The 19,793-nt window shown below is 37.6% G+C and carries 19 protein-coding genes; 10 read left to right on the top strand and 9 right to left on the bottom strand.

Annotated features, from left to right (window positions below; translation table 11 throughout):
* The first annotated feature begins 48 nt into the window (after positions 1-48).
* From T479_RS14295 to T479_RS14310, 4 genes are read left to right on the top strand one after another with little or no spacing between them, the layout of a single operon-like run.
* A complete protein-coding gene (locus T479_RS14295) occupies positions 49-942 on the top strand; it encodes a hypothetical protein (protein ID WP_025220000.1) in 894 nt (297 codons plus the stop codon).
* Entirely contained in the window at positions 926-1,663 is a 738-nt protein-coding gene (locus T479_RS14300) for a hypothetical protein (RefSeq protein WP_025220001.1), read from the top strand. Before T479_RS14295 ends, T479_RS14300 begins: the two co-directional genes overlap by 17 nt.
* Positions 1,660-2,358 carry a hypothetical protein gene (locus tag T479_RS14305; protein ID WP_025220002.1) on the top strand — a complete coding sequence of 233 codons (699 nt, stop codon included), beginning with the start codon at positions 1,660-1,662 and terminating at the stop codon, positions 2,356-2,358. Before T479_RS14300 ends, T479_RS14305 begins: the two co-directional genes overlap by 4 nt.
* 13 nt (positions 2,359-2,371) lie before the next feature.
* A complete protein-coding gene (locus T479_RS14310) occupies positions 2,372-3,007 on the top strand; it encodes an ABC transporter ATP-binding protein (protein ID WP_025220003.1) in 636 nt (211 codons plus the stop codon).
* A 66-nt stretch (positions 3,008-3,073) separates the two neighbouring features.
* Here the strand turns inward: T479_RS14310 and T479_RS14315 are convergent, their stop codons facing one another.
* The 5 genes from T479_RS14315 to T479_RS14335 form a co-directional block, all read right to left on the bottom strand.
* On the bottom strand, positions 3,074-3,268 hold the full coding sequence (locus T479_RS14315; protein WP_024362980.1) for a helix-turn-helix transcriptional regulator: 195 nt from the start codon (positions 3,266-3,268) through the stop codon (positions 3,074-3,076).
* Between the two features lie 14 nt (positions 3,269-3,282).
* Positions 3,283-3,786 carry a DUF6773 family protein gene (locus T479_RS14320; RefSeq protein WP_025220004.1) on the bottom strand — a complete coding sequence of 168 codons (504 nt, stop codon included), beginning with the start codon at positions 3,784-3,786 and terminating at the stop codon, positions 3,283-3,285.
* Between the two features lie 260 nt (positions 3,787-4,046).
* Entirely contained in the window at positions 4,047-4,862 is an 816-nt protein-coding gene (locus tag T479_RS14325) for a lipid II flippase Amj family protein (RefSeq protein ID WP_024362982.1), read from the bottom strand.
* 263 nt (positions 4,863-5,125) lie between these two features.
* A complete protein-coding gene (locus T479_RS14330) occupies positions 5,126-6,022 on the bottom strand; it encodes a deoxyribonuclease IV (protein ID WP_025220005.1) in 897 nt (298 codons plus the stop codon).
* 12 nt (positions 6,023-6,034) lie between these two features.
* On the bottom strand, positions 6,035-7,336 hold the full coding sequence (locus T479_RS14335; protein ID WP_024362984.1) for a DEAD/DEAH box helicase: 1,302 nt from the start codon (positions 7,334-7,336) through the stop codon (positions 6,035-6,037).
* A gap of 299 nt (positions 7,337-7,635) precedes the next feature.
* On the opposite strand from T479_RS14335, the gene T479_RS14340 reads away from it, so the two are divergent.
* A complete protein-coding gene (locus T479_RS14340) occupies positions 7,636-8,691 on the top strand; it encodes a 2,3-butanediol dehydrogenase (RefSeq protein WP_024362985.1) in 1,056 nt (351 codons plus the stop codon).
* Between the two features lie 87 nt (positions 8,692-8,778).
* Here T479_RS14340 and kdpC read toward each other — a convergent pair whose 3' ends face one another.
* Genes kdpC through T479_RS24350 form a run of 4 tightly spaced genes read right to left on the bottom strand, consistent with a single transcriptional unit; the run spans position 8,779 to position 13,310 of the window.
* Entirely contained in the window at positions 8,779-9,420 is a 642-nt protein-coding gene (gene kdpC, locus T479_RS14345; protein ID WP_025220006.1) for a K(+)-transporting ATPase subunit C, read from the bottom strand.
* 12 nt (positions 9,421-9,432) lie between these two features.
* Positions 9,433-11,496 carry a potassium-transporting ATPase subunit KdpB gene (gene kdpB, locus T479_RS14350; protein WP_024362987.1) on the bottom strand — a complete coding sequence of 688 codons (2,064 nt, stop codon included), beginning with the start codon at positions 11,494-11,496 and terminating at the stop codon, positions 9,433-9,435.
* A gap of 15 nt (positions 11,497-11,511) precedes the next feature.
* Positions 11,512-13,206, bottom strand: a complete 1,695-nt coding sequence (gene kdpA, locus T479_RS14355; protein WP_024362988.1) for a potassium-transporting ATPase subunit KdpA — start codon at positions 13,204-13,206, stop codon at positions 11,512-11,514.
* 23 nt (positions 13,207-13,229) lie between these two features.
* The gene (locus tag T479_RS24350) at positions 13,230-13,310 is read right to left on the bottom strand and encodes a potassium-transporting ATPase subunit F (protein WP_108029786.1); all 81 of its coding nucleotides are present in this window, start codon (positions 13,308-13,310) and stop codon (positions 13,230-13,232) included.
* A gap of 265 nt (positions 13,311-13,575) precedes the next feature.
* On the opposite strand from T479_RS24350, the gene T479_RS14360 reads away from it, so the two are divergent.
* The 5 genes from T479_RS14360 to T479_RS23290 all read left to right on the top strand — a co-directional run bounded on the left by T479_RS14360 (position 13,576) and on the right by T479_RS23290 (position 19,705).
* Positions 13,576-16,284: an ATP-binding protein gene (locus T479_RS14360; RefSeq protein ID WP_227665361.1), complete on the top strand. Its 2,709-nt coding sequence runs from the start codon at positions 13,576-13,578 to the stop codon at positions 16,282-16,284.
* Positions 16,277-16,981: a response regulator gene (locus T479_RS14365; RefSeq protein WP_024362990.1), complete on the top strand. Its 705-nt coding sequence runs from the start codon at positions 16,277-16,279 to the stop codon at positions 16,979-16,981. Before T479_RS14360 ends, T479_RS14365 begins: the two co-directional genes overlap by 8 nt.
* Positions 16,982-17,311: 330 nt before the next feature.
* Positions 17,312-17,539 carry a FeoA family protein gene (locus tag T479_RS14370; RefSeq protein WP_024362991.1) on the top strand — a complete coding sequence of 76 codons (228 nt, stop codon included), beginning with the start codon at positions 17,312-17,314 and terminating at the stop codon, positions 17,537-17,539.
* On the top strand, positions 17,536-19,515 hold the full coding sequence (gene feoB / locus T479_RS14375) for a ferrous iron transport protein B (RefSeq protein ID WP_025220008.1): 1,980 nt from the start codon (positions 17,536-17,538) through the stop codon (positions 19,513-19,515). Before T479_RS14370 ends, feoB begins: the two co-directional genes overlap by 4 nt.
* A gap of 16 nt (positions 19,516-19,531) precedes the next feature.
* On the top strand, positions 19,532-19,705 hold the full coding sequence (locus T479_RS23290) for a FeoB-associated Cys-rich membrane protein (RefSeq protein ID WP_081769960.1): 174 nt from the start codon (positions 19,532-19,534) through the stop codon (positions 19,703-19,705).
* The last annotated feature ends 88 nt before the right edge of the window (positions 19,706-19,793 follow it).

Here is a 19,793-nt window from a genome sequence, read left to right on the forward strand (position 1 = left end):
TGTCTATCTTAGGACAACCCTTTCTTTATTTTAGAAAGGAGGATAGCAATGCTACTTGAATATAAAAAACTATTTAATAATAAAAACTTTTATCTTAGTATTTGTGCCTTGGTATTGCTTGTTGTCATTGCTGTATGGATAGGCGTTAAAGAGCATAATGAAGAATATTTATTATCAGAGAGAATTTATAATCAACACTTTGAAAAACCTATTGTAGATGATATGCTCAATTTCGTATCTCCGCATAAACAATGGCTCGGTTTTACTAATAATTTTGCATCTCAATTGTATTATTTAATATTTCCGTTGTTAATTTCTATTGCACTTGTAGACTCAATTTTTCGTGAAAGAAAAAGCGGCTATCAACATTTTATTTTTATGCGCATGGATAGACGGAAATATTACACTGCAAAGTTTGCTTCTACTTTTCTAACTGCCTTTTTTATGTTCGTACTGCCACTATGTTTAGGGGTAGTACTTGTTAATCTATTTACAAATCATTGGGACTATACAGCCTATGCAAATATTTATAAAGGGTTTGTAGAGGGGACTTTGGCAATACCCGATAATGTTTTAAGTGCTTTCAAAGGCGATATTCAACCTCTTTTTTCCGATTTACTAAGCATGTCTCCATACGCATATGTTGCTGTATTTTATATTATCGGAGGATTGTTTGCTAGTGTGTATGTTTGTATGGGACTAGCCCTATCTATGTTTATTAAAAATTATTATTTATTAATTTTTATGCCACAAATTATTTATACTAGCATTTGGTTTTTAGCTGCCAATCACGCAAAATGGGCTCCATTTTACTTTTTAGCTCCGGAAGGTATACATGGAGATAACTCCATCTCTATTATGATTATCGAATTTCTGTTGCAAATTTTCATTACATTTATCATTTACTTAATTGGGATGAAGAAACATGAAGATGTATTATAAGTACTACACCTATTGTCTACAGGATATTCGCTTGAAAAAATGGCTCTTTTGGATTGTGGCATGTTTTATGATAACTCTACATTTGTTTGAAGTATTGCCTATCATGTCAGTGGCAACTAGATGGCATACGGTGAAAGACTTTATATTAGCGTCTCGTTATGAAAATTTCTATACCTTATTATTTTTAATATTATTAGCGCCTTTTTCATCTAAAGACAATGATTGGCTATTACTTAGAAGATATTGTCACCGGCAGCAATTTGCTTCGTATAAAGTTTGCTTCGTTTTTATCGTGACCGCCTTTTTTACAGCGATTGTTTTCGGAAGTAGTATGTTGAGCACATCGCTAGCGAAGTGGCTATTTTTCCCTTATATCACAAATTACAGTGCCCTATTATTATATGTGCCTGAGCCTAAAGAAAACGGTTCTTTGCTTTACTTTATGTATATGTTTTATTGTGTTACGGCTATTTGTGGTTTGCTATACATAGTGATCCAACAGCTACTCAAAAATAATTTTATTAGTGCGATTTTAGTCATGGCTCTTTTTATGGTTGATAAAATCACAATACACATTGTACCTATTTTGTTTTACAAAAGTGAATTTACTTCACCTATTTGGTCATTCTTTATGCTAGTGGCTGTTACGATATTATTAATCAATGCCATTCATTACTTAGTCAATAAACTAGACTTTTACGTGCGAGATGATGATTCATGACAACATTTTCGTTAGAGTGGAAACTACTGCGAGAAGATGCCCTTAAAATTAGTTGTATTTGTATTGTCTATCCATTATGTACTACTTTATTGCTACTCCATATGACATCTCTTTTTGATGGACTGACATTGTACCAAGCATATAATGCCCTTTTAGGTAAAGTGGAGGAACTTACTTGGATGTATTGGACTTTGTTATGGTTTGGTTATGTGCTATTAATTCAAATTGTTTGGAAGCCTCGCTCCACTTCTTTTTCCTACAATATGCTATTACGCTATCCAACAAAAGGTTGGTTTTGGCTTAATCGGCTACTAATCCTACTTATATTCACGGCGTGCTATGTCGCAATCACTTATATTATGAGCTTTTCCCTTTTTTTAAAAGCTCACGTGACGCTACAATTTGATATCTTGATTGTTCTACAGGCATTCTTTCTACTCATTAATATGTACTGTCATGCATTGCTATGGAAAATAATCGAATTATTATTTTCAGCAAAAATAGCGACGGTTTTACTAATCGTCCTATTTTTTGCAGGTATTAAACGATCAGCTCCTTATATTCCGTTCTATTATGGGCTAATGGGAAATTTCGACGCAAACATGTTCGCTGTCATTCTAGTGATTGAAGGGCTATTTATTTGTCTTATGTGTGTATTTATTGTTCGAATCGGCTTAAAAAATGATTATTATTAGGGAGGGTTGCTAGATGTCGATTGAAGTATCAAACGTTTCCAAGATTATCAAAAAACGCATGGTGCTACAAAATATTAGTTTTCAGCTAGAGCGGGGCAACATTTATGGTTTTGTGGGGCACAACGGTTCAGGGAAATCAATGTTGTTTCGGGTAATTTGCGGCTTAGTGAAGCCCAGTGCTGGAACAGTAAAATTATTCGGAGATGTGTTACATCAAGATCTTTCGTTTCCTAAAAGTGCAAGTGTTATCCTTGAAAAACCTGGTTTTTTAGAGCACTACTCAGGATTCTCCAACTTAAAATTTTTAGCAGCGATTCGCAATCAAATTACTGACCAGGATATAAAAGCTGCGATAGCAAAAGTAGGTTTAGACCCCGAAGATAAACGCCCTGTTAAAGCATACTCTCTTGGGATGAAACAAAAACTAGCCATTGCTCAAAGCATTATGGAAACACCTGAATTGATTTTACTAGATGAACCCATGAATGGTTTGGATGAAAATTCTGTACAAAATGTCTATGACATTATTAACGCTGAAAAACAGCGAGGAGCAACTATTTTATTAACATCCCATAATAAAAATGATATTGAGTCTTTATGCGATCAAGTTTATAGACTGCGTGAAGGCGTGTTAACTGAAACCTATTGAATTTATTTTCTAAAGTTAAGCGAAAAACCGCCATTTAGCGAAGGGCTAATGGCGGTTTTTATTGTCTTACTCTTCCCAAAATAATTCATCCAACGTTTTATTTAACGTTTTACAAATCGCAATACATAAGTTTAACGTCGGATTATATTTCCCAACTTCAATTAAACCGATTGTTTGGCGGGTAACCCCTACTTTTTGAGCTAAATCTTCCTGTGACAAATCATGCTCTATTCGAGCCATTTTTAAACGGATGTTTTTCATACTTATCACCACTGTTAATCTTCTAGATTTTTTTGTACGACTTGGTCACTTTTCTTTTTTGCAGCCATATATGATAAGCCTAAAAATCCTGCAAAAAATGGTACATAGATAACTAGCGATACTAAGAAAACCATGAAGAAATATTTATATGCTTGTTGTGTGCTATCCGCATAGTTAAAGGCACTATTAAGACCAAAAAAAATCGCCAGTACCAAACCAGTAGCCACTCCATAAATGATATTTTTCGTCTGTAATTTTATTTTACTGTTACTATCATGAACCTCTACTTCATCTGTTAAGATACCTAGATAAGCCGTCCTAACATAATAATAAACAGATGACACACATATAATCAACCACTCTGTTAATACATTGTCCAAGGACACGCCCATTTTAAAGAACTTTATTACAATAGAAATGGAACAGACAATCATAATCAGCACATACATCTCTTTGTATATTTTATTTTGTAAATTTTTAACACGTTCATCTACTTGCTTTTTTTGTTTCTTATACATAATTTCCCTCCATTTGTTTTATTACTATTAGTATATGAAATCATATTGCTTTTTGCAACATATAAATTGCATTTAGTTATTTATAAATTACAAAATGCAAAGTTATTTACAGTGAAGACATAAAAAAAGACACATTTCCTTGTAGAAAATGTGCCTTAAAATCTAAACTATATTATATGATTAAGCTTACGATATGTTGTAATTCTTACTTCTTCCAGTAGATGAATGCCTCGTTTTAACAGCTATTTCTGTCTTAGCACCTAAGTAATAAGCTTTGCAAACCAAGCTACATAATGTGCCCCAGGTATAAATAATACTTGCGCCAAAATCGTTCCTAAAAATCTAGAGGTCATCATCATAACAGATGCTCTTTTTAAATCAAGATAACTTCCCCGCTGATTGATAACATCATCCGCAAGTATAGAAATTTTAGGGTCAATAAAAATAATTAACAAAATTGTTGCTACGCCATTGATTAATCCAGACGCCATGACAGCTGTTGCCTTTAATTCAGGGACTAATAAACCCGCATATAAAGAAGATAAAACACCAATAGTATAAATCGCTGTAATCACAATGTTCATCACAAATAATTTAACTGGAATATCTCGTAAACCAATGCCCTTTACATAAGCCAAGCTTGGCTTGCGAATATGTTTAATACCTCTTCTTACATAGTCAAATGTGAATCCTTTCTTCAATAAAGCTGGAATCGACCCTCTTTCCTCAGCCAAATGAATGATGCCTCGTGAAAAGATGGCTACGAAAGTCGGCAGTAATAATATCCCCATTAGTGTCCCTAAGGATGCCGCTCCTATAATAAAGCGATATTGGCTTTCTACAAAAGCTAGCGCATTGTCAGCAGGCGCTGTATCCACTAAACTCCCCGTAAACGGTTGTTGCATCATATTCGCTAGCCTTGAAACCATCACCATTACATTAAACAGAGATAAAGCTGAAGCTAGTAACTTTACACGTGCCCCTGATAAACGTACCGCATAGGCAAGTGTCTCGATTGAATGAATGATGAGAATAAATAAAGCAATCATAATTAATTTATCAGTAATTATTTCCATTCTCTATACCTAATGTTCTTTCCCATTATTTCACATGTAGACGTTTGAATTTCAAAATAGTTCCGAACCGCACGATTGAGATACCAGCGTAAGATACCAGCGAATTTAAACTGTTTACCCGCGATTGGTGTTTAAATACCCGCGATAAAACTCTCTTTACCCGCGGAAGCCGTTCAAATACCCGCGATATAGCCTCGTTTACCCGCGATTCATAAAAAACCGTAGACCAAACACAATTTGCATTGCGTTGGTCTACGGTTCTCTTACTCTCCTCGTAAGGCGTTAATAAGCTCTGGCTTATATTCTCCACTACGTAGCATATGAATTTCATATTTATACGGTGCTGTTTTAGTTTTCGCATCACTATTTAGAGCAACAAATGGTGTTTCTAAAATCTTCGGTACCGCCATTAATTGCGGATGATGAACCACGTATTTTAATGCATCAAATCCGATATGTCCAAAACCGATATTTTCATGGCGGTCTTTACCTGCACCACGAACGTTTTTAGAGTCATTTATATGAAGAACTTTGATGCGATCTACACCGATTATTTTATCAAACTCGTTTAATACCCCATCAAAATCTTCAACAATATTATAGCCAGCATCATGTGTATGGCATGTATCAAAGCATACAGAAAGGCGCTCGTTATGTGTCACACCATCGATAATTTTTGCAAGCTCTTCGAAAGAACGTCCACACTCTGTTCCTTTCCCTGCCATTGTTTCTAATGCAATTTGCACGGGATAGTCCTGCGATAGTACTTCATTTAAACCTTCAATAATTTTAGCAATACCAGCATCTGCCCCTGCACCTACATGGGCACCAGGATGTAAAACTATTTGTGTAGCTTCCAACGCAGCAGTGCGTTCAATTTCAGATTGTAGGAAATCTACACCGAGACGGAATGTTTCTGGTTTTTCTGTATTAGCAATATTAATAATATAAGGAGCATGCACAACAATATTTGTCATGCCGTGCTCTTTCATGTGCAACAGACCATTCATAATATTAAGGTCTGCAATGGATTTTCGACGCGTGTTTTGTGGAGCACCTGTATAAATCATAAAGGTGTTCGCACCATAAGAAAGAGCTTCTTTACTAGAGCCAAGTAGCATTTCTTTGCCACTCATTGAAACATGTGAGCCAAGTAACATATTTATGCCTCCTTATTTTTTGCCGCGAGCTTTTATGCGACGTTCGCGTTTTTTAATTTTTTCCATTTCCCATTTCATATTACGTTTGTAGCCTGGTTTTACTTTTTTCGGCTTACGTACTAAAGATTTTGCTTTCGCATCAATCTCATTTTCGTGCTTCACGCGGTTTTTACGTGCATGACGCTCTTTTAGTTCCGACCATTCACCATCTTTGACATCCTTTTGTACAAACGGTATACCCATTTTCTCAATACGAGCTAATGCATCCTCGTCAGAAGGCTCAAATAATGTAATCGCTGTTCCTTTATTGCCTGCACGTGCTGTTCGTCCAACACGGTGAATAAAGAATTCTAGATCTTCTGGAATTTCATAGTTAATGACATGTGAAATTCCTTGAATATCGATACCGCGCGCTGCAAGATCTGTTGCTACGATATATTGAAACTCTAAATCGCGAATTTGCTTCATCATTTTTTTACGATCACGTGGCGTTAAATCACCATGAATTTGACCACAACGAATCCCTTGCTCGTTTAAATAGCCCGCAACTTGCTCTGCATTTTTACGTGTATTGGTAAAAATGACCGCTAAAAACGGGTTAATGCCTTCAATAACATCCTGTAAACGTCTGTTACGAGATTTCGAACGAACAGGTACAAGGACGAAATCAATACCTTCTGCCACGGGACGTTTATCGTTCATATGAACATGAACAGGCGCTTCCATGTATTTTTTTAAGAATGGCTGTAGACGTTCGGGAATTGTTGCAGAGAACACGAACATTTCAAGCTTTTCTGGCATTTGAGAAGCAAAGCCATCAATCTCTTCGATAAAGCCCATATCGAACGCTAAGTCCGCTTCGTCCACAACTAACATTGGTGCCGTATGCACAAATAACGCTTGAGCTGAAACAAGGTCACGAATACGTCCTGGTGTACCAACAACGATTTGTGGTTGCGTTTTTAACTTATCAATGGAGCGTTGTTTGTCCGTACCCCCAATAAATAATTTCGCTTGAATGTCTGTTCCTTCTATTAATTGATTTAACGCATCAAAAATTTGTTGAGCCAACTCGCGTGTTGGAGAGGTAATAACCGCTTGTACCTCTTGTTTGTCGACTTGAATGCGTTGTACGATTGGAATAAGGAAACTATGTGTTTTCCCTGTACCCGTATGTGCTTGTCCAATCGCACTTTTCCCTTTCAGGATTAGTGGAATAATTTCCTTTTGTATTGGTGTTGGTTCTGTGAAGCCAAGCTTTGCAATTGCGTCCTGCAAAAATGGCTGAAAATTATAATCAGTATATTTTGACATAATTCGTTCCTCCTTACATCTTTCCCATTGTACCATGATTCGGCCTTTTAGGGATGTTTACGTACTATTAACATAAGCATTTACAATATTCTCTTGTTTTTTTCATCGATGCAACGCTAACCCTTAACAAACTTACTTTAATTACGACTATTATGCAATGAAAAAAGTAAAGTGTGAAAAATGTGAAATAATTTAATGGACATTTCGTATTTTTTATGTCAATTTTTGTCCAACTAATGATTTGCATATTTTCCACATGTTAATATAAACATGAATAATAGTATTGGAGGTTGATAGTGATGAAAGCAGCAAGATGGTATAAAGCAAGAGATATCCGTGTAGAAAACATTGAGGAGCCTTCCATTGCATCCGGTAAAGTAAAAATTAAAGTACATTGGACAGGCATTTGTGGAAGCGATTTACATGAGTATGCAGCAGGACCAATCTTTATTCCAGTTGAACAGCCACACTCTATCAGTAAAGATATAGCGCCTATTGTAATGGGCCATGAGTTTTCTGGCGAGGTAGTTGAAGTTGGTGAAGGTGTTACAAAAGTAAAAATTGGAGATGCTGTCGTTGTCGAACCTATTCTCTCTTGTGGCGAATGTGCTGCTTGTAAAAAAGGGAAGTACAACATTTGTAAACAACTAGGTTTCCACGGACTTTCTGGCGGCGGTGGCGGATTGTCAGAATATACTGTGGTAGATGACCACATGGTACACAAAATGCCAGCAGGACTTTCTTATGAACAAGGTGCTCTTGTAGAACCAGCCGCAGTAGCTTTACATGCAGTTCGCCAAAGCAAATTAAAAGCTGGCGATAAAGCCGCAGTTTTTGGAACAGGGCCAATTGGTCTTCTTGTTATCGAAGCATTACGGGCATCTGGAGCTTCCGAAATTTATGCGGTAGAACTTTCAGCAGAACGTGCTGCAAAGGCGATGGAACTAGGAGCAACAGCTGTTATTAATCCGCAAGATGAAGATGCTGTTGAACGTCTTCATGCCTTAACAAATGGCGGTGTGGATGTGGCATTTGAAGTTACTGGCGTTCCTGTTGTTTTACAGCAAGCTATTGACTCCACTACGTTCGAAGGTGAAACAATCATCGTTTCGATATGGGAATCAAGCGCTTCTATCCAGCCAAATAATATTGTATTATCTGAGCGTACTGTGAAAGGTATTATTGCCTATCGAGATATCTTCCCAGCTGTTATGGAGTTAATGACCAAAGGATATTTCCCAGCGGACAAACTTGTAACTAAGCGCATTGGGCTCGATGATGTTGTAACAGAAGGCTTTGAAGCGTTAATGAAAGAGAAAAACCATATTAAAATTCTTGTCAATTCACAAAGCTAATATAGACCCTTTTATTGTAAGCAGATAGAGAAAATACCTCTATACCATTCTCTCTATCTGCCCTATTGAAGTTATACTTTACACTACTTATTCATTGTCCTTCATTTGTTTAAAGATAGCTAAATTCGCCATTAAGAAGTTCACTTTCTCTTCCCCAAATAGACCGAGCGCCCGCCCTTCTGTATTAGCCTCCACAATTTTTTCGATTTCCTTCTCTGACAGCCCGCTTGCATTGACAATTCGATCGATTTGAATGCGCGCTGCTTGCACACTAATATGTGGGTCTAAACCCGATCCGGAGGCCGTCATAAGATCAGCAGGAATGTCCTGTCTTTTTATAGTCGGGTTCGCCTGTAAAAACGCTTGAATATCTCCCTCTATACGTTTTGTTAATTCTGGATTGGACGGAGCATAATTGAACGTTCCAGAGCTCACGCCACCATAAGCTATCTCACCATTGTTATCTGGTACAATATCTTCTTGTGTATAAACATTATAGTTAATGGATGAAACGCGGCCCTTAAAAAACGCTGCTGATGTAAAGGCTTGCCCAAGCTTTTCCGAACCAACAGCTTTTCCGTCAACTTCCACAATGCTACCATTCGCCTGATGCTTAAATAGCCCTTGTGCGATACCCGTTACCGTCACAGGGTAAATTAAACCACAGACTACAAACATGATGAAAGAAACCATTATCGCTTGCTTGACATTGTCCCAAAATCTATTCATATTATTTTCCTCCTATAGACCAAGCATGGTTAACAGTGGCCCTGTTAGTAAATCGATCACCTTTATACCGATAAACGGCGCAAGGATACCACCTAGTCCATAAACAAATAAGTTTTTCTGTAATAATTTTGTAGCACTCATCGGCTTATACTTTACGCCTTTTATCGCAATGGGAATTAACATCGGAATAATCACCGCATTGAAAATTAAAGCGGAAATGATGGCACTTGTCGGCGAATGAAGTTGCATAATGTTGAGCGCATTCATTTCAGGTACTGCAACCATTAACATAGCAGGTATAATAGCGAAATATTTTGCCACATCGTTTGCAATACTGAATGTTGTAAGTGCACCACGCGTCATTAATAATTGTTTTCCAATCTCTACAACTTCAATTATTTTAGTTGGATTTGAATCTAAATCAACCATGTTGGCAGCTTCTTTTGCTGCATTCGTTCCTGAATTCATAGCAAGACCGACATTCGCCTGTGCTAAAGCTGGTGCGTCATTGGTACCATCCCCAGTCATCGCCACAACTTTTCCAAGTGCCTGCTCATCTTTAATCACCTTTATTTTATCCTCTGGCTTACTTTCAGCAATAAAACTGTCAACGCCGGATTCTTTAGCAATAGCGGCTGCTGTTAGTGGATTATCCCCTGTGCACATAATTGTTTTGATGCCCATTGCTCGCAATTGTTCAAAGCGTTCTTTCAAACCGGATTTTACAACATCTTTCAGATGGATGACACCCAAGATATTATGATTCAACGACACAACAAGTGGTGTGCCCCCAACAGCAGATACTTGATGCACTAACTGTTCCAAATTTGTAGGAATATGTTGTCCTGCTGCAAGACTATCTTGTTTAATCGTATCATAAGCCCCTTTTCGAATGATCGTCCCATCCTGCAAGTTCAATCCACTCATCCTTGTCTGTGCAGTAAAGGGAATATGCTCACTATATTGAATCAGTTGTTGTTCATCCGTTGTAGTTACCCCTAAATCACATGCCAATGATAAGATAGATTTCCCTTCTGGTGTATCATCTGTCAGCGAACTAAGCCATGCAGCTTGCATCAAAGTTTGTTGGTCAACTCCTTTGACTGGTAAAAACTCAGTTGCCATGCGATTACCGTACGTTATTGTGCCTGTTTTATCTAATATAAGTGTATCTACGTCTCCACAAGCTTCCACAGCTCTACCAGACATTGCAATGACATTAAACTGCGTCACTCGGTCCATACCAGCAATACCAATAGCAGAAAGTAAACCGCCGATGGTCGTTGGTATTAAGCAAACTGTCAGTGCAATTAACGTTGCAATGGAAATGTGTACATTTAAATAAGTAGTCATTGGATATAATGTCACGACCACTAATAAAAAGATGATTGTCAAGCTAACTAACAATGTATTTAACGCTATTTCATTAGGTGTTTTTTTCCGACTTGCTCCTTCGATGAGGGCAATCATTTTATCTAAAAACGACTCTCCTGGCAGTGAAGTAATTTCAATCATTAGCCAATCGCTTGTGACAGTCGTACCACCAGTAACAGATGAAAAATCTCCACTGCGTTCTTTTACAACTGGTGCAGACTCACCAGTAATGGCTGATTCATCGACTGTGGCAATCCCTTCAATGACCTCGCCATCATTTGGAATCACTTCCCCTGCTTGCACTAAAACAATATCCCCTTTTTTCAGCTCATGTGCCTGTTTCATCACTTCTGTACCATCCGCTAAAAGGACGCGTGCTTGTGTATCTGTCTTTGTATTTTTTAACGTTTGTACTTGTGCTTTTCCACGCCCTTCAGCGATGGATTCTGCAAAGTTAGCAAATAAAATCGTAACAAAGAGAATGATAGCGACAATGGCATTATAGAGCTGAGCATGCTCTCCTTCCGCGCCGCCAAGTAGATTAGGAAAAAACGATAACAACAGAACAAAAATAAAACCGATTTCTACGACAAACATGACGGGATTTTTTATCATCGTAACTGGATTAAATTTCTTCAATGCGCCTATCAATGAGCTCTTTACTAAATCGCTCGTGATAAAACCTTTTCTTACAGTTTCCATTTGATTCTCTCCTCATTAGGAATGTATTTGTAAATGCTCCGTAATTGGTCCAAGTGCTAATGCGGGTAAAAATGTTAGCGCACCAATCATCAGTACAATGGCAACAAGCAAAAATGTAAACATTGAGGTATCTGTTTTCAATGTTCCAACTGAATCGCTGTGCCACATTTTTTTAGCAAGTAGTGAAGCAATTGCTAATTGAAGGATAATGGTTAAATAGCGACCAAAAAACATAGCTAACCCTGTCGTCACATTCCAAAACGTTGAGTTATCAGCTAATCCTTCAAAGCCAGAGCCATTGTTGGCAGATGCTGAAGCAAACTCATATAGTACTTGCGATAAACCGTGTGCCCCTGGATTTGTAATACCAGCTACCCCAGATGTTGTGGCAACAGCAAGCGCAGAAAACAGTAGGATAATTGCAGGATGAATTAAAATACAAAGTGCTATTAACTTCATTTCCTTTTCCTCAATTTTCTTTCCTAAAAACTGTGGCGTACGACCAATCATTAAACATGCGATGAAAATCGTTAGTAAGACATACATCATCATATTCATCAGCCCAACACCCTTGCCCCCAAATACAACATTTAACATCATATTAAACATCGGCACCATTCCACCAATTGGGGTTAATGTATCGTGCATGTTATTGACCGAGCCCGTTGTAAAGGCAGTTGTGACTGTAGTGAAAAGGGCAGATTGGGCTACCCCAAAGCGCATTTCTTTTCCTTCCATACTACCAAGCTCCTGAGTAATTCCCAGGTTACTAATAAGGGGATTACCCGCACGCTCAGCAATATACACTGTCACTAACCCTATAAGAAATAGCATACCCATTGCAGCAAAGATCGCTAGCCCTTGCTTGCCGAATATTGTTTTTTTCTTTCTATAAGCAACCATTAGACTAAAGGCAACAACACAAGCACCTGGTAGCAACATCATAGATAGCATTTCTACGATATTTGATATAACCGTAGGGTTTTCAAAAGGCGTTGTGGAATTAGCACCATTAAACCCACCTCCATTTGTACCTACATGTTTAATAGATTCAAGTGAGGCAACTGGTCCCAATGCGATATCTTGCATTTTTCCTTCGATTGTTTGAACGGTTTGATTGGCACTGAATGTTTGAGGTGCTCCTTGCGATACTAAAATAATGGCAACTACGATGGAAATAGGCATTAATACACGTGTAATCACACGCACAAAATCTACAAAGAAATTGCCTAATGTATCACTTTTTGCAACTAATCGTCTACAGAACGCCATACAAGCAGCGTAGCCAGTCGCTGCAGATGTAAACATCATAAAAATAATAACAAGCATTTGTGACAAATAACTTAAACCAGATTCACCACTATAATGTTGTAGATTGGTGTTGGTCATAAACGAAATGATGGTATTAAAAGAAAGTGATGCCTCCATATTTTCTATATCATTTGGATTTAACAGCAAAAAAGATTGAATGCGTAAAAGAATGTATCCGATAAAAACCATAAAAGCATTTGAAATAATTAATGACAATACATATTGCTTACCTGTCATATCCACTTGTTTAATGCCGCATACCTTATAAATCACATGATCCACTTTATCCATTAATGGATCGAGCCATGTTTTTTTATGCATTGTCACACGAAAAAGATAATGGCCGGTCAGGATAACAAGCGGTAAATAAATAATACAAACAATGGCTATTTGCCACATACTCTATTCCTCCTAAATACCTATTAATATTTTTCCGGATATAATAGGGCATGCCCTAAATATCCAAAAAGCAATATAAGTATTATTCCAATAACAATCCACATAGCAATTCCTCCCCTTACTCTTCGACTAGCTTGTAGCACCAAGTCGTTAACGCATATAGACTGGCAAAACTAATGAGTAATAAGCCAACCATATATAAATCCATCAATTGCATCACCCTTCTCTCTATTTGATGTTTTTATCATACTGACTTTCAAATTAATGTAGTGTTAGGAAATCGCTTCTTTGTATTAAGAAACGATAAAGGTGTTAAATCTTTACACTTTCTTAATGGCAGATAACGCTATAATACAAATGAGGTGAAGGATGATGGAAAAAATGCGCCCCACTCCCGAAGAGCTTTTAACAAGGTTTCATCAGGAACAAACAACTGTCGGTAGATTGAAGATATTTATTGGGTATGCAGCCGGCGTCGGAAAAACGTATGCTATGCTAGATGCCGCACATTTAGCAAAAAAACTTGGAAAAGATGTAGTAATTGGCTATATAGAGCCACATCCTCGACCAGAAACATTAGCATTACTTGATGGGCTTGAACAAATACCTACTAGAACAATCCATTATAAAGGGAGAACTTTCCAAGAATTGGATATTGATGCGGTATTGGAGCGTAAACCGGAAATTGTCCTTATCGATGAGTTGGCTCATAGCAACGTTCCGGTTATGCGACATACAAAACGTTTTGGAGACGTGGAAGAATTACTAGCAAAAGGCATTCATGTCTATACAACCGTTAATATTCAACATATTGAAAGTCTTCATGATGTTGTAGAAGAAATTACTGGGGTAAAAGTGCGCGAACGTATTCCAGATTATTTAATCGATCAAGCCGCGCTCATTAAAATTGTAGATATCGAACCTGATGAGTTAATTCAACGCTTAATAGAAGGAAAAATATATTCCAAACAACAAGCTGAAAAAGCGTTAGCATCTTTTTTTCGCAAACAAAATTTAGTAGCACTGCGGGAAATTGCCCTGCGTAGAACGGCAGATACGATTAATTACAAACAAATAAATGACAGCGAATCGATTAGGCAAACGACACAAATTGAAGAGCATATTTTAGTTGGTATTAGTAGCTCCCCAACCAACGCAAAAGTCATTCGCACTGCTGCCAGACTTGCTCAAGCCTTACATGGTAAATTCACGGCGCTTTATGTACAAAAGGTGAAAGAAGGTGACGATAACGACGCGAATTCCGAGCGGTTACAACAGCATATTAAATTGACCGAACAACTTGGCGGACATGTCGTAATCGTGCAGGAGAATGATGTCGCAGCAGCGCTTGCTAATTATGCTCAAATGAGTGGCGTCACAAAACTGGTACTCGGCAGGACGGTGATGAAAAAGAAATGGTGGCAGCCCAATGCAAAAATCATCGATCGACTCAATGATTATGTACCAAATCTCGCTATTCATATCGTGCCAGACCAAGAAAACGAACAATTTTATTTTCCAGATCTACGCAATCGACTAACTTTTGAATGGTTAGATTTGTTGAAGATGTCCGTCGTGTTTAGCTTGGCGTCATGTTTAGCCTTATTTTTCTTCACAATGGGCGTCAGCGAATCGAATATTATTACAATTTATATTCTTAGTGTGTTAATTCTTGCGATTTGGTCATCTGGATGGCTCATGACTATTATTAGCTCGGCTGTAGCTGTACTATTATTCAACTTTTTATTTACAGAGCCACGATTTTCACTGGAAGCATATCATCGAGACTATCCGATGACATTTATGATTATGTTTTTCTCTGGCATTATTACAAGTAGCTTAACGAAAAAGATAAAAGAGCAGGCCATCGTAGCCGTCCGAAAATCCTATCGAATGGAAGTGTTGCTTGAAACGAATCGCAAATTACAACACGCTAAGTCCATTGAAGATATCATTACAGAAGGCATGTCTCAAATTGTTAAATTAGTAGAGAAACCTGTCCAATTTTTTGAAATAGAAAATAACATGATTGCTAAATCTGTTTTTTTTCCAACACCAACTCTATCAAATACTGAAAATACGAAAGTAGCTACCCTATTTAAAAATACAAATGAACTAGGCGTCGTTCATTGGGTCATCAACAATAACCACTTTGCTGGCGTGTCAACTGACATTTTCCCAGAAGTAAACGGCTATTATTTGCCCGTTCTTTCAAGTGGCAGTGTAAAGGGTGTCGTTGGCATTGCGCTTTCAAAGCAAACCCCATTACCAGCATTTGAACGCCATATTTTAAATGCCATTATGAATGATTTTTCGTTTGCGTTAGATAAATGGTATTTGCAAAACTTAAATGAAAAAGTTGCAAGAGAAGCTGAACTTGAACAAATGAGAGCAAATCTTTTGCGTGCTATCTCGCATGATTTACGGACACCACTGACTACGATTTCTGGGAATGCGGATATATTGTTAACAAATACAGTTCAAATTCCAGATATAGAAAAAACTCGGTTATATGAAGATATCTATAAAAATTCAAGATGGCTTGTGCAAATGGTCGAAAACTTACTAGCCGTTTCGATGTTAGAGGATGGACAATTTGCCCTCGAGATGCAGTTGGAGCTAGTGGAGGATATTATTCAAGAGGCGTTGCTACATGTAATTCCACGCAACAATACGCATCATATTTCTTATCATGTAGAGCCCGAATTAGTCATGGCTTTGATGGATGCACGTCTGATTATTCAAGTGCTTATTAATATTATTAATAATGCCCTAACGTATACACCTGCTGGTAGTGACATCTCTTTTATCGCAAAAGAGGAAGGCGAATATGTACATTTTAGTATAGCTGATAATGGACCAGGTATTGACGATTCATTAAAAGAAAAGCTGTTTGAACCATTTATCACTGGGAAAGTGCAGCGCAGTGATAGCCGAAGAGGCTTAGGGTTAGGATTAGCATTGTGTCAGACGATTTTAACTTTACACGATAGTAAATTAGTAGTTGAAGATAACTACCCGAACGGAACCATCTTTCGTTTTACTTTAAAAAAAGGAGTTGTCAGTATCGATGAATAAACGGATTTTAGTCGTTGAAGACGACATAGCAATTGGCAATTTAATTAAAATGACCTTAACTACCCAAAATTACGAATTCGATATTATGCAAGATGGTTCAAGTGCTTTACAAAAAGCCATAACGTTCAAACCAAATGTAATTATCCTTGACTTAGGATTGCCTGATATGGATGGCCTAGACTTTATTCACAAAATCCGCAGTTGGACACAAACGCCGATTATCGTTGTTAGTGCCCGCGGTGCAGAGCTCGATAAAATTAATGCGCTTGATGCAGGTGCAGATGATTATGTTACAAAACCTTTTAGTGTCGAAGAGCTACTTGCACGCATTCGAGTAGCTTTAAGAAGAACGGTCAGCGAACATCAAATAGAAAATGAATCAGCCGTGTTTGTCAATGGTCATTTAGAAATTGATTACTTGGCTAACACAGTGTTTGTCAACGGTGTGGAAGTACATTTAACCCCCATCGAATATAAACTATTAGTCGTGCTATCCAAGCATGTAGGCAAAGTGTTGACACATAACTTCTTATTGAAGGAAATTTGGCAAAATGTACTACAATCGGACGTCCCTAGTCTTCGAGTTTTTATGGCAACCCTGCGCAAAAAAATAGAAGATAATCCATCCCAACCAAAGTACATTCAGACACACGTTCGTGTTGGCTATCGCATGCTTCGTTATCATGATGATGACTAAAAAACCGATAGGGCAAGTTAGCAAGCGCATTTACCTCTAGTAACCACACTCCTATTGGGGAAAAGTCCGTTATGCCTTTGAATAAGGTGCCAGTTACATGACATGACACCACTTCATTGGCGACAGACAACTTCCCCTATTGGATTGTCTCCTTTTAACTTTCTACCTGCTTTAAAGGAAGCATGACTATCCCCCAACCATACTTATAGCTTAAAGCGACTTTCATATTGTTTCCTACTGTAAACCTCTTATTGATAGATTGCATAAAAGGTGATACTATATTATTTATTTTGACAATGATTATCACTCACAAGGAAGTAGGTAGATTTCATGGACCTTCATGCGGTTCAATTGGGTGAAAAAGTTAAAGTTAAAGACCTACAGCAAGTCGATGCACTCTTAATGAAACGTTTAAATGCATTTGGCATAAAAGAGGGCTGCCAAGTATGTATGGTTCAAAAAGGTTGGTTTTCTGGCGCCTGTATAATGGAATGCCAAGGTCAGAAAATCGGCCTGCGTAAAAAAGACTTAATGAACATAAAGGTAGAACAATTATGAGGCGATTAGCTTTAATAGGAAACCCTAATATTGGAAAAACATCATTATTTAATACATTAACAAATTCATACGAATATGTTGGCAATTGGAGTGGTGTAACGGTTGAAAAAAAGGTAGGACAGGTAAAGAAGCTCAATAAAGAAATAATCGATTTGCCTGGTGTTTATACACTTAATCCTATTTCTAGAGATGAAAGCGTCGTTACTACATTTTTACTAGAAGAACAAATAGATGGGCTTTTAAATATTATCGATGCATCCAATTTTGAACGAAATATGCAACTAACACTCGATTTGTTAGAACTAAGAAAGCCTATTATTATTTGCTTAAATATGATGGACGTTGCGAAGAAAAAAGGCATCTCCATTAACATAGAGAAATTACAAAGTACTTTAGGTGTACCTGTAATTCCAATTGTCGCTCGTACAGGAAAAGGCATCGAGGGGATTTATCAAGCATTAGAAAGCACTTCCCAACTCGAACAACATTTTACGTTAACATACGATACCCCTATCGAAACAGCCATTACAACGATTGAAGACCTGCTACAAAATGTGGCTGCTGAGCAAAAAAGATGGTGTGCGATTCAATTTTTAATGGGCAATCAGGCTATCGATGCTTTTTTACAAAACGAGGACTACTTGCATAAAATACAAACGATTCGAACGGCACTAGCAACTGAAATAGGCGAGTCGTTAAGTGGCGCCATTACAAATCAACGGGACAGCTACATCGCAACCATAAAAAATGAATTGGTCATTCAAGAGAAAAGTGAAAAACAATGGACCGAACATATAGATAAAGTTTTAACACACCCTGTTTTAGGTGTGCCAATCTTCTTAGCGTTGATGTATTTCATGTTTCAAGCAACGTTTGCTTGGATTGGGGGGCCCCTTTCAGATCTTTTGGATCGCTTTGTTGGTGGACCTTTTAGTGAAACGGTTTATAATGGGTTAACGGCAATCGGCGCATCATCTTTTATTATTCATTTAATTTGTGATGGTATTATCGCCGGTGTTGGAGGGGTAATCGTTTTTATTCCTCAAATCTTTGTCTTGTTTTTCTTTATTTCTTTACTAGAGGATTCGGGCTATATGGCAAGAATTGCAGTCGTTATGGACCGTCTAATGGAATTCTTTGGCTTGAACGGGAAAGCTTTTATTCCCATGATTATCAGTTTTGGTTGCAATGTTCCCGGCATTATGGCGGCTAGAACAATTGAACAACCAAAGGAAAGACTTTTAACTATTCTTGTAGCTCCCTTTATGAGTTGTTCAGCTCGGTTACCGGTTTATGCTTTGTTTGGCGCAGCATTCTTTGCAAAACATCAATCATTGGTTGTCTTATCTTTATATCTATTAGGAATTGTAATAGCATTACTTGTCACAAAGTTATTGTCTATGACACTCCTAAAAAATGAGACGTCAGTTTTCTTTGTGGAATTGCCTTCCTATCATATGCCCCAGTTTAAAACCCTTTGGCGTTCAACATGGGAAAAAGGGAAAGGATTTCTTCGCAAAGCTGGGACAATTATCTTTGCGGGCTCCGTTATCATTTGGCTATTATCCTATATAGGACCACATGGCACAAATGTAGCGATGGATGAAAGCTTTCTCGCAATGATTGGCGGCGCTTTTGGGGTCCTCTTTATACCACTTGGATTTGGGACATGGCAAGCTGGAGCATCCCTTATATCAGGCTTTTTAGCAAAAGAGGTAATTGTTTCAACAATGGCAATTATTTATGGTGTAAATGAAGGTGTATTATCGTCCACTATGACAACCCATTTTAATGCATTAAGTGCCTATACCTTTTTAGTTTTTGTGTTGCTCTACATGCCTTGTTTAGCAACGGTTGGCGCTATTAAAAGAGAAACACAATCTACTAAATGGACGTTATTCGCTACTATTTATCCGTTTGTTGTTGCCTATTTAATTGCACTCGTTGTTTACGCAATTGGGAATCTATTTATTTGAGGTGTAGAAGATGTCGATAATCATCAATGTAGTCATTGGCAGTATTATTTTTGGCTATGCAGGGGTTACTTTATATAAGAGCATTAAGAAACAGAAAAAAGGGAAATGTGCAGCCTGTTCTTTACAGAAAAGTTGTACAACCAATACATGCGCACCTCCGGCTAAAATAAACGATTCCAATCAACATTAACATAGCAACTTTACAAAGGTATTAAAATAGGCATGGCTCCCAAGTATAGGAGTCATGCCTTTTGTATTTCGCATATGAAACGACAACG

This window comes from Lysinibacillus sphaericus (assembly GCF_000600105.1).
Classification (GTDB): Bacteria; Bacillota; Bacilli; order Bacillales_A; family Planococcaceae; genus Lysinibacillus; species Lysinibacillus sphaericus.

Bases quoted from the DNA above. Each gene is read 5' to 3' on its own strand.
- kdpA (WP_024362988.1), bottom strand. From the start codon at position 13,206: ATGTGGCAAATAGCCATTGTTTGTATTATTTATTTACCGCTTGTTATC.
- T479_RS14365 (WP_024362990.1), top strand. From the start codon at position 16,277: ATGAATAAACGGATTTTAGTCGTTGAAGACGACATAGCAATTGGCAAT.
- T479_RS14340 (WP_024362985.1), top strand. From the start codon at position 7,636: ATGAAAGCAGCAAGATGGTATAAAGCAAGAGATATCCGTGTAGAAAAC.
- T479_RS14315 (WP_024362980.1), bottom strand. From the start codon at position 3,268: ATGAAAAACATCCGTTTAAAAATGGCTCGAATAGAGCATGATTTGTCA.
- T479_RS14330 (WP_025220005.1), bottom strand. From the start codon at position 6,022: ATGTTACTTGGCTCACATGTTTCAATGAGTGGCAAAGAAATGCTACTT.
- kdpC (WP_025220006.1), bottom strand. From the start codon at position 9,420: ATGAATAGATTTTGGGACAATGTCAAGCAAGCGATAATGGTTTCTTTC.
- T479_RS14300 (WP_025220001.1), top strand. From the start codon at position 926: ATGAAGATGTATTATAAGTACTACACCTATTGTCTACAGGATATTCGC.
- T479_RS14320 (WP_025220004.1), bottom strand. From the start codon at position 3,786: ATGTATAAGAAACAAAAAAAGCAAGTAGATGAACGTGTTAAAAATTTA.
- T479_RS14370 (WP_024362991.1), top strand. From the start codon at position 17,312: ATGGACCTTCATGCGGTTCAATTGGGTGAAAAAGTTAAAGTTAAAGAC.
- feoB (WP_025220008.1), top strand. From the start codon at position 17,536: ATGAGGCGATTAGCTTTAATAGGAAACCCTAATATTGGAAAAACATCA.
- T479_RS14325 (WP_024362982.1), bottom strand. From the start codon at position 4,862: ATGGAAATAATTACTGATAAATTAATTATGATTGCTTTATTTATTCTC.
- T479_RS14295 (WP_025220000.1), top strand. From the start codon at position 49: ATGCTACTTGAATATAAAAAACTATTTAATAATAAAAACTTTTATCTT.
- T479_RS14305 (WP_025220002.1), top strand. From the start codon at position 1,660: ATGACAACATTTTCGTTAGAGTGGAAACTACTGCGAGAAGATGCCCTT.
- T479_RS14335 (WP_024362984.1), bottom strand. From the start codon at position 7,336: ATGTCAAAATATACTGATTATAATTTTCAGCCATTTTTGCAGGACGCA.
- T479_RS14310 (WP_025220003.1), top strand. From the start codon at position 2,372: ATGTCGATTGAAGTATCAAACGTTTCCAAGATTATCAAAAAACGCATG.
- T479_RS24350 (WP_108029786.1), bottom strand. From the start codon at position 13,310: ATGTGGATTGTTATTGGAATAATACTTATATTGCTTTTTGGATATTTA.
- kdpB (WP_024362987.1), bottom strand. From the start codon at position 11,496: ATGGAAACTGTAAGAAAAGGTTTTATCACGAGCGATTTAGTAAAGAGC.
- T479_RS14360 (WP_227665361.1), top strand. From the start codon at position 13,576: ATGATGGAAAAAATGCGCCCCACTCCCGAAGAGCTTTTAACAAGGTTT.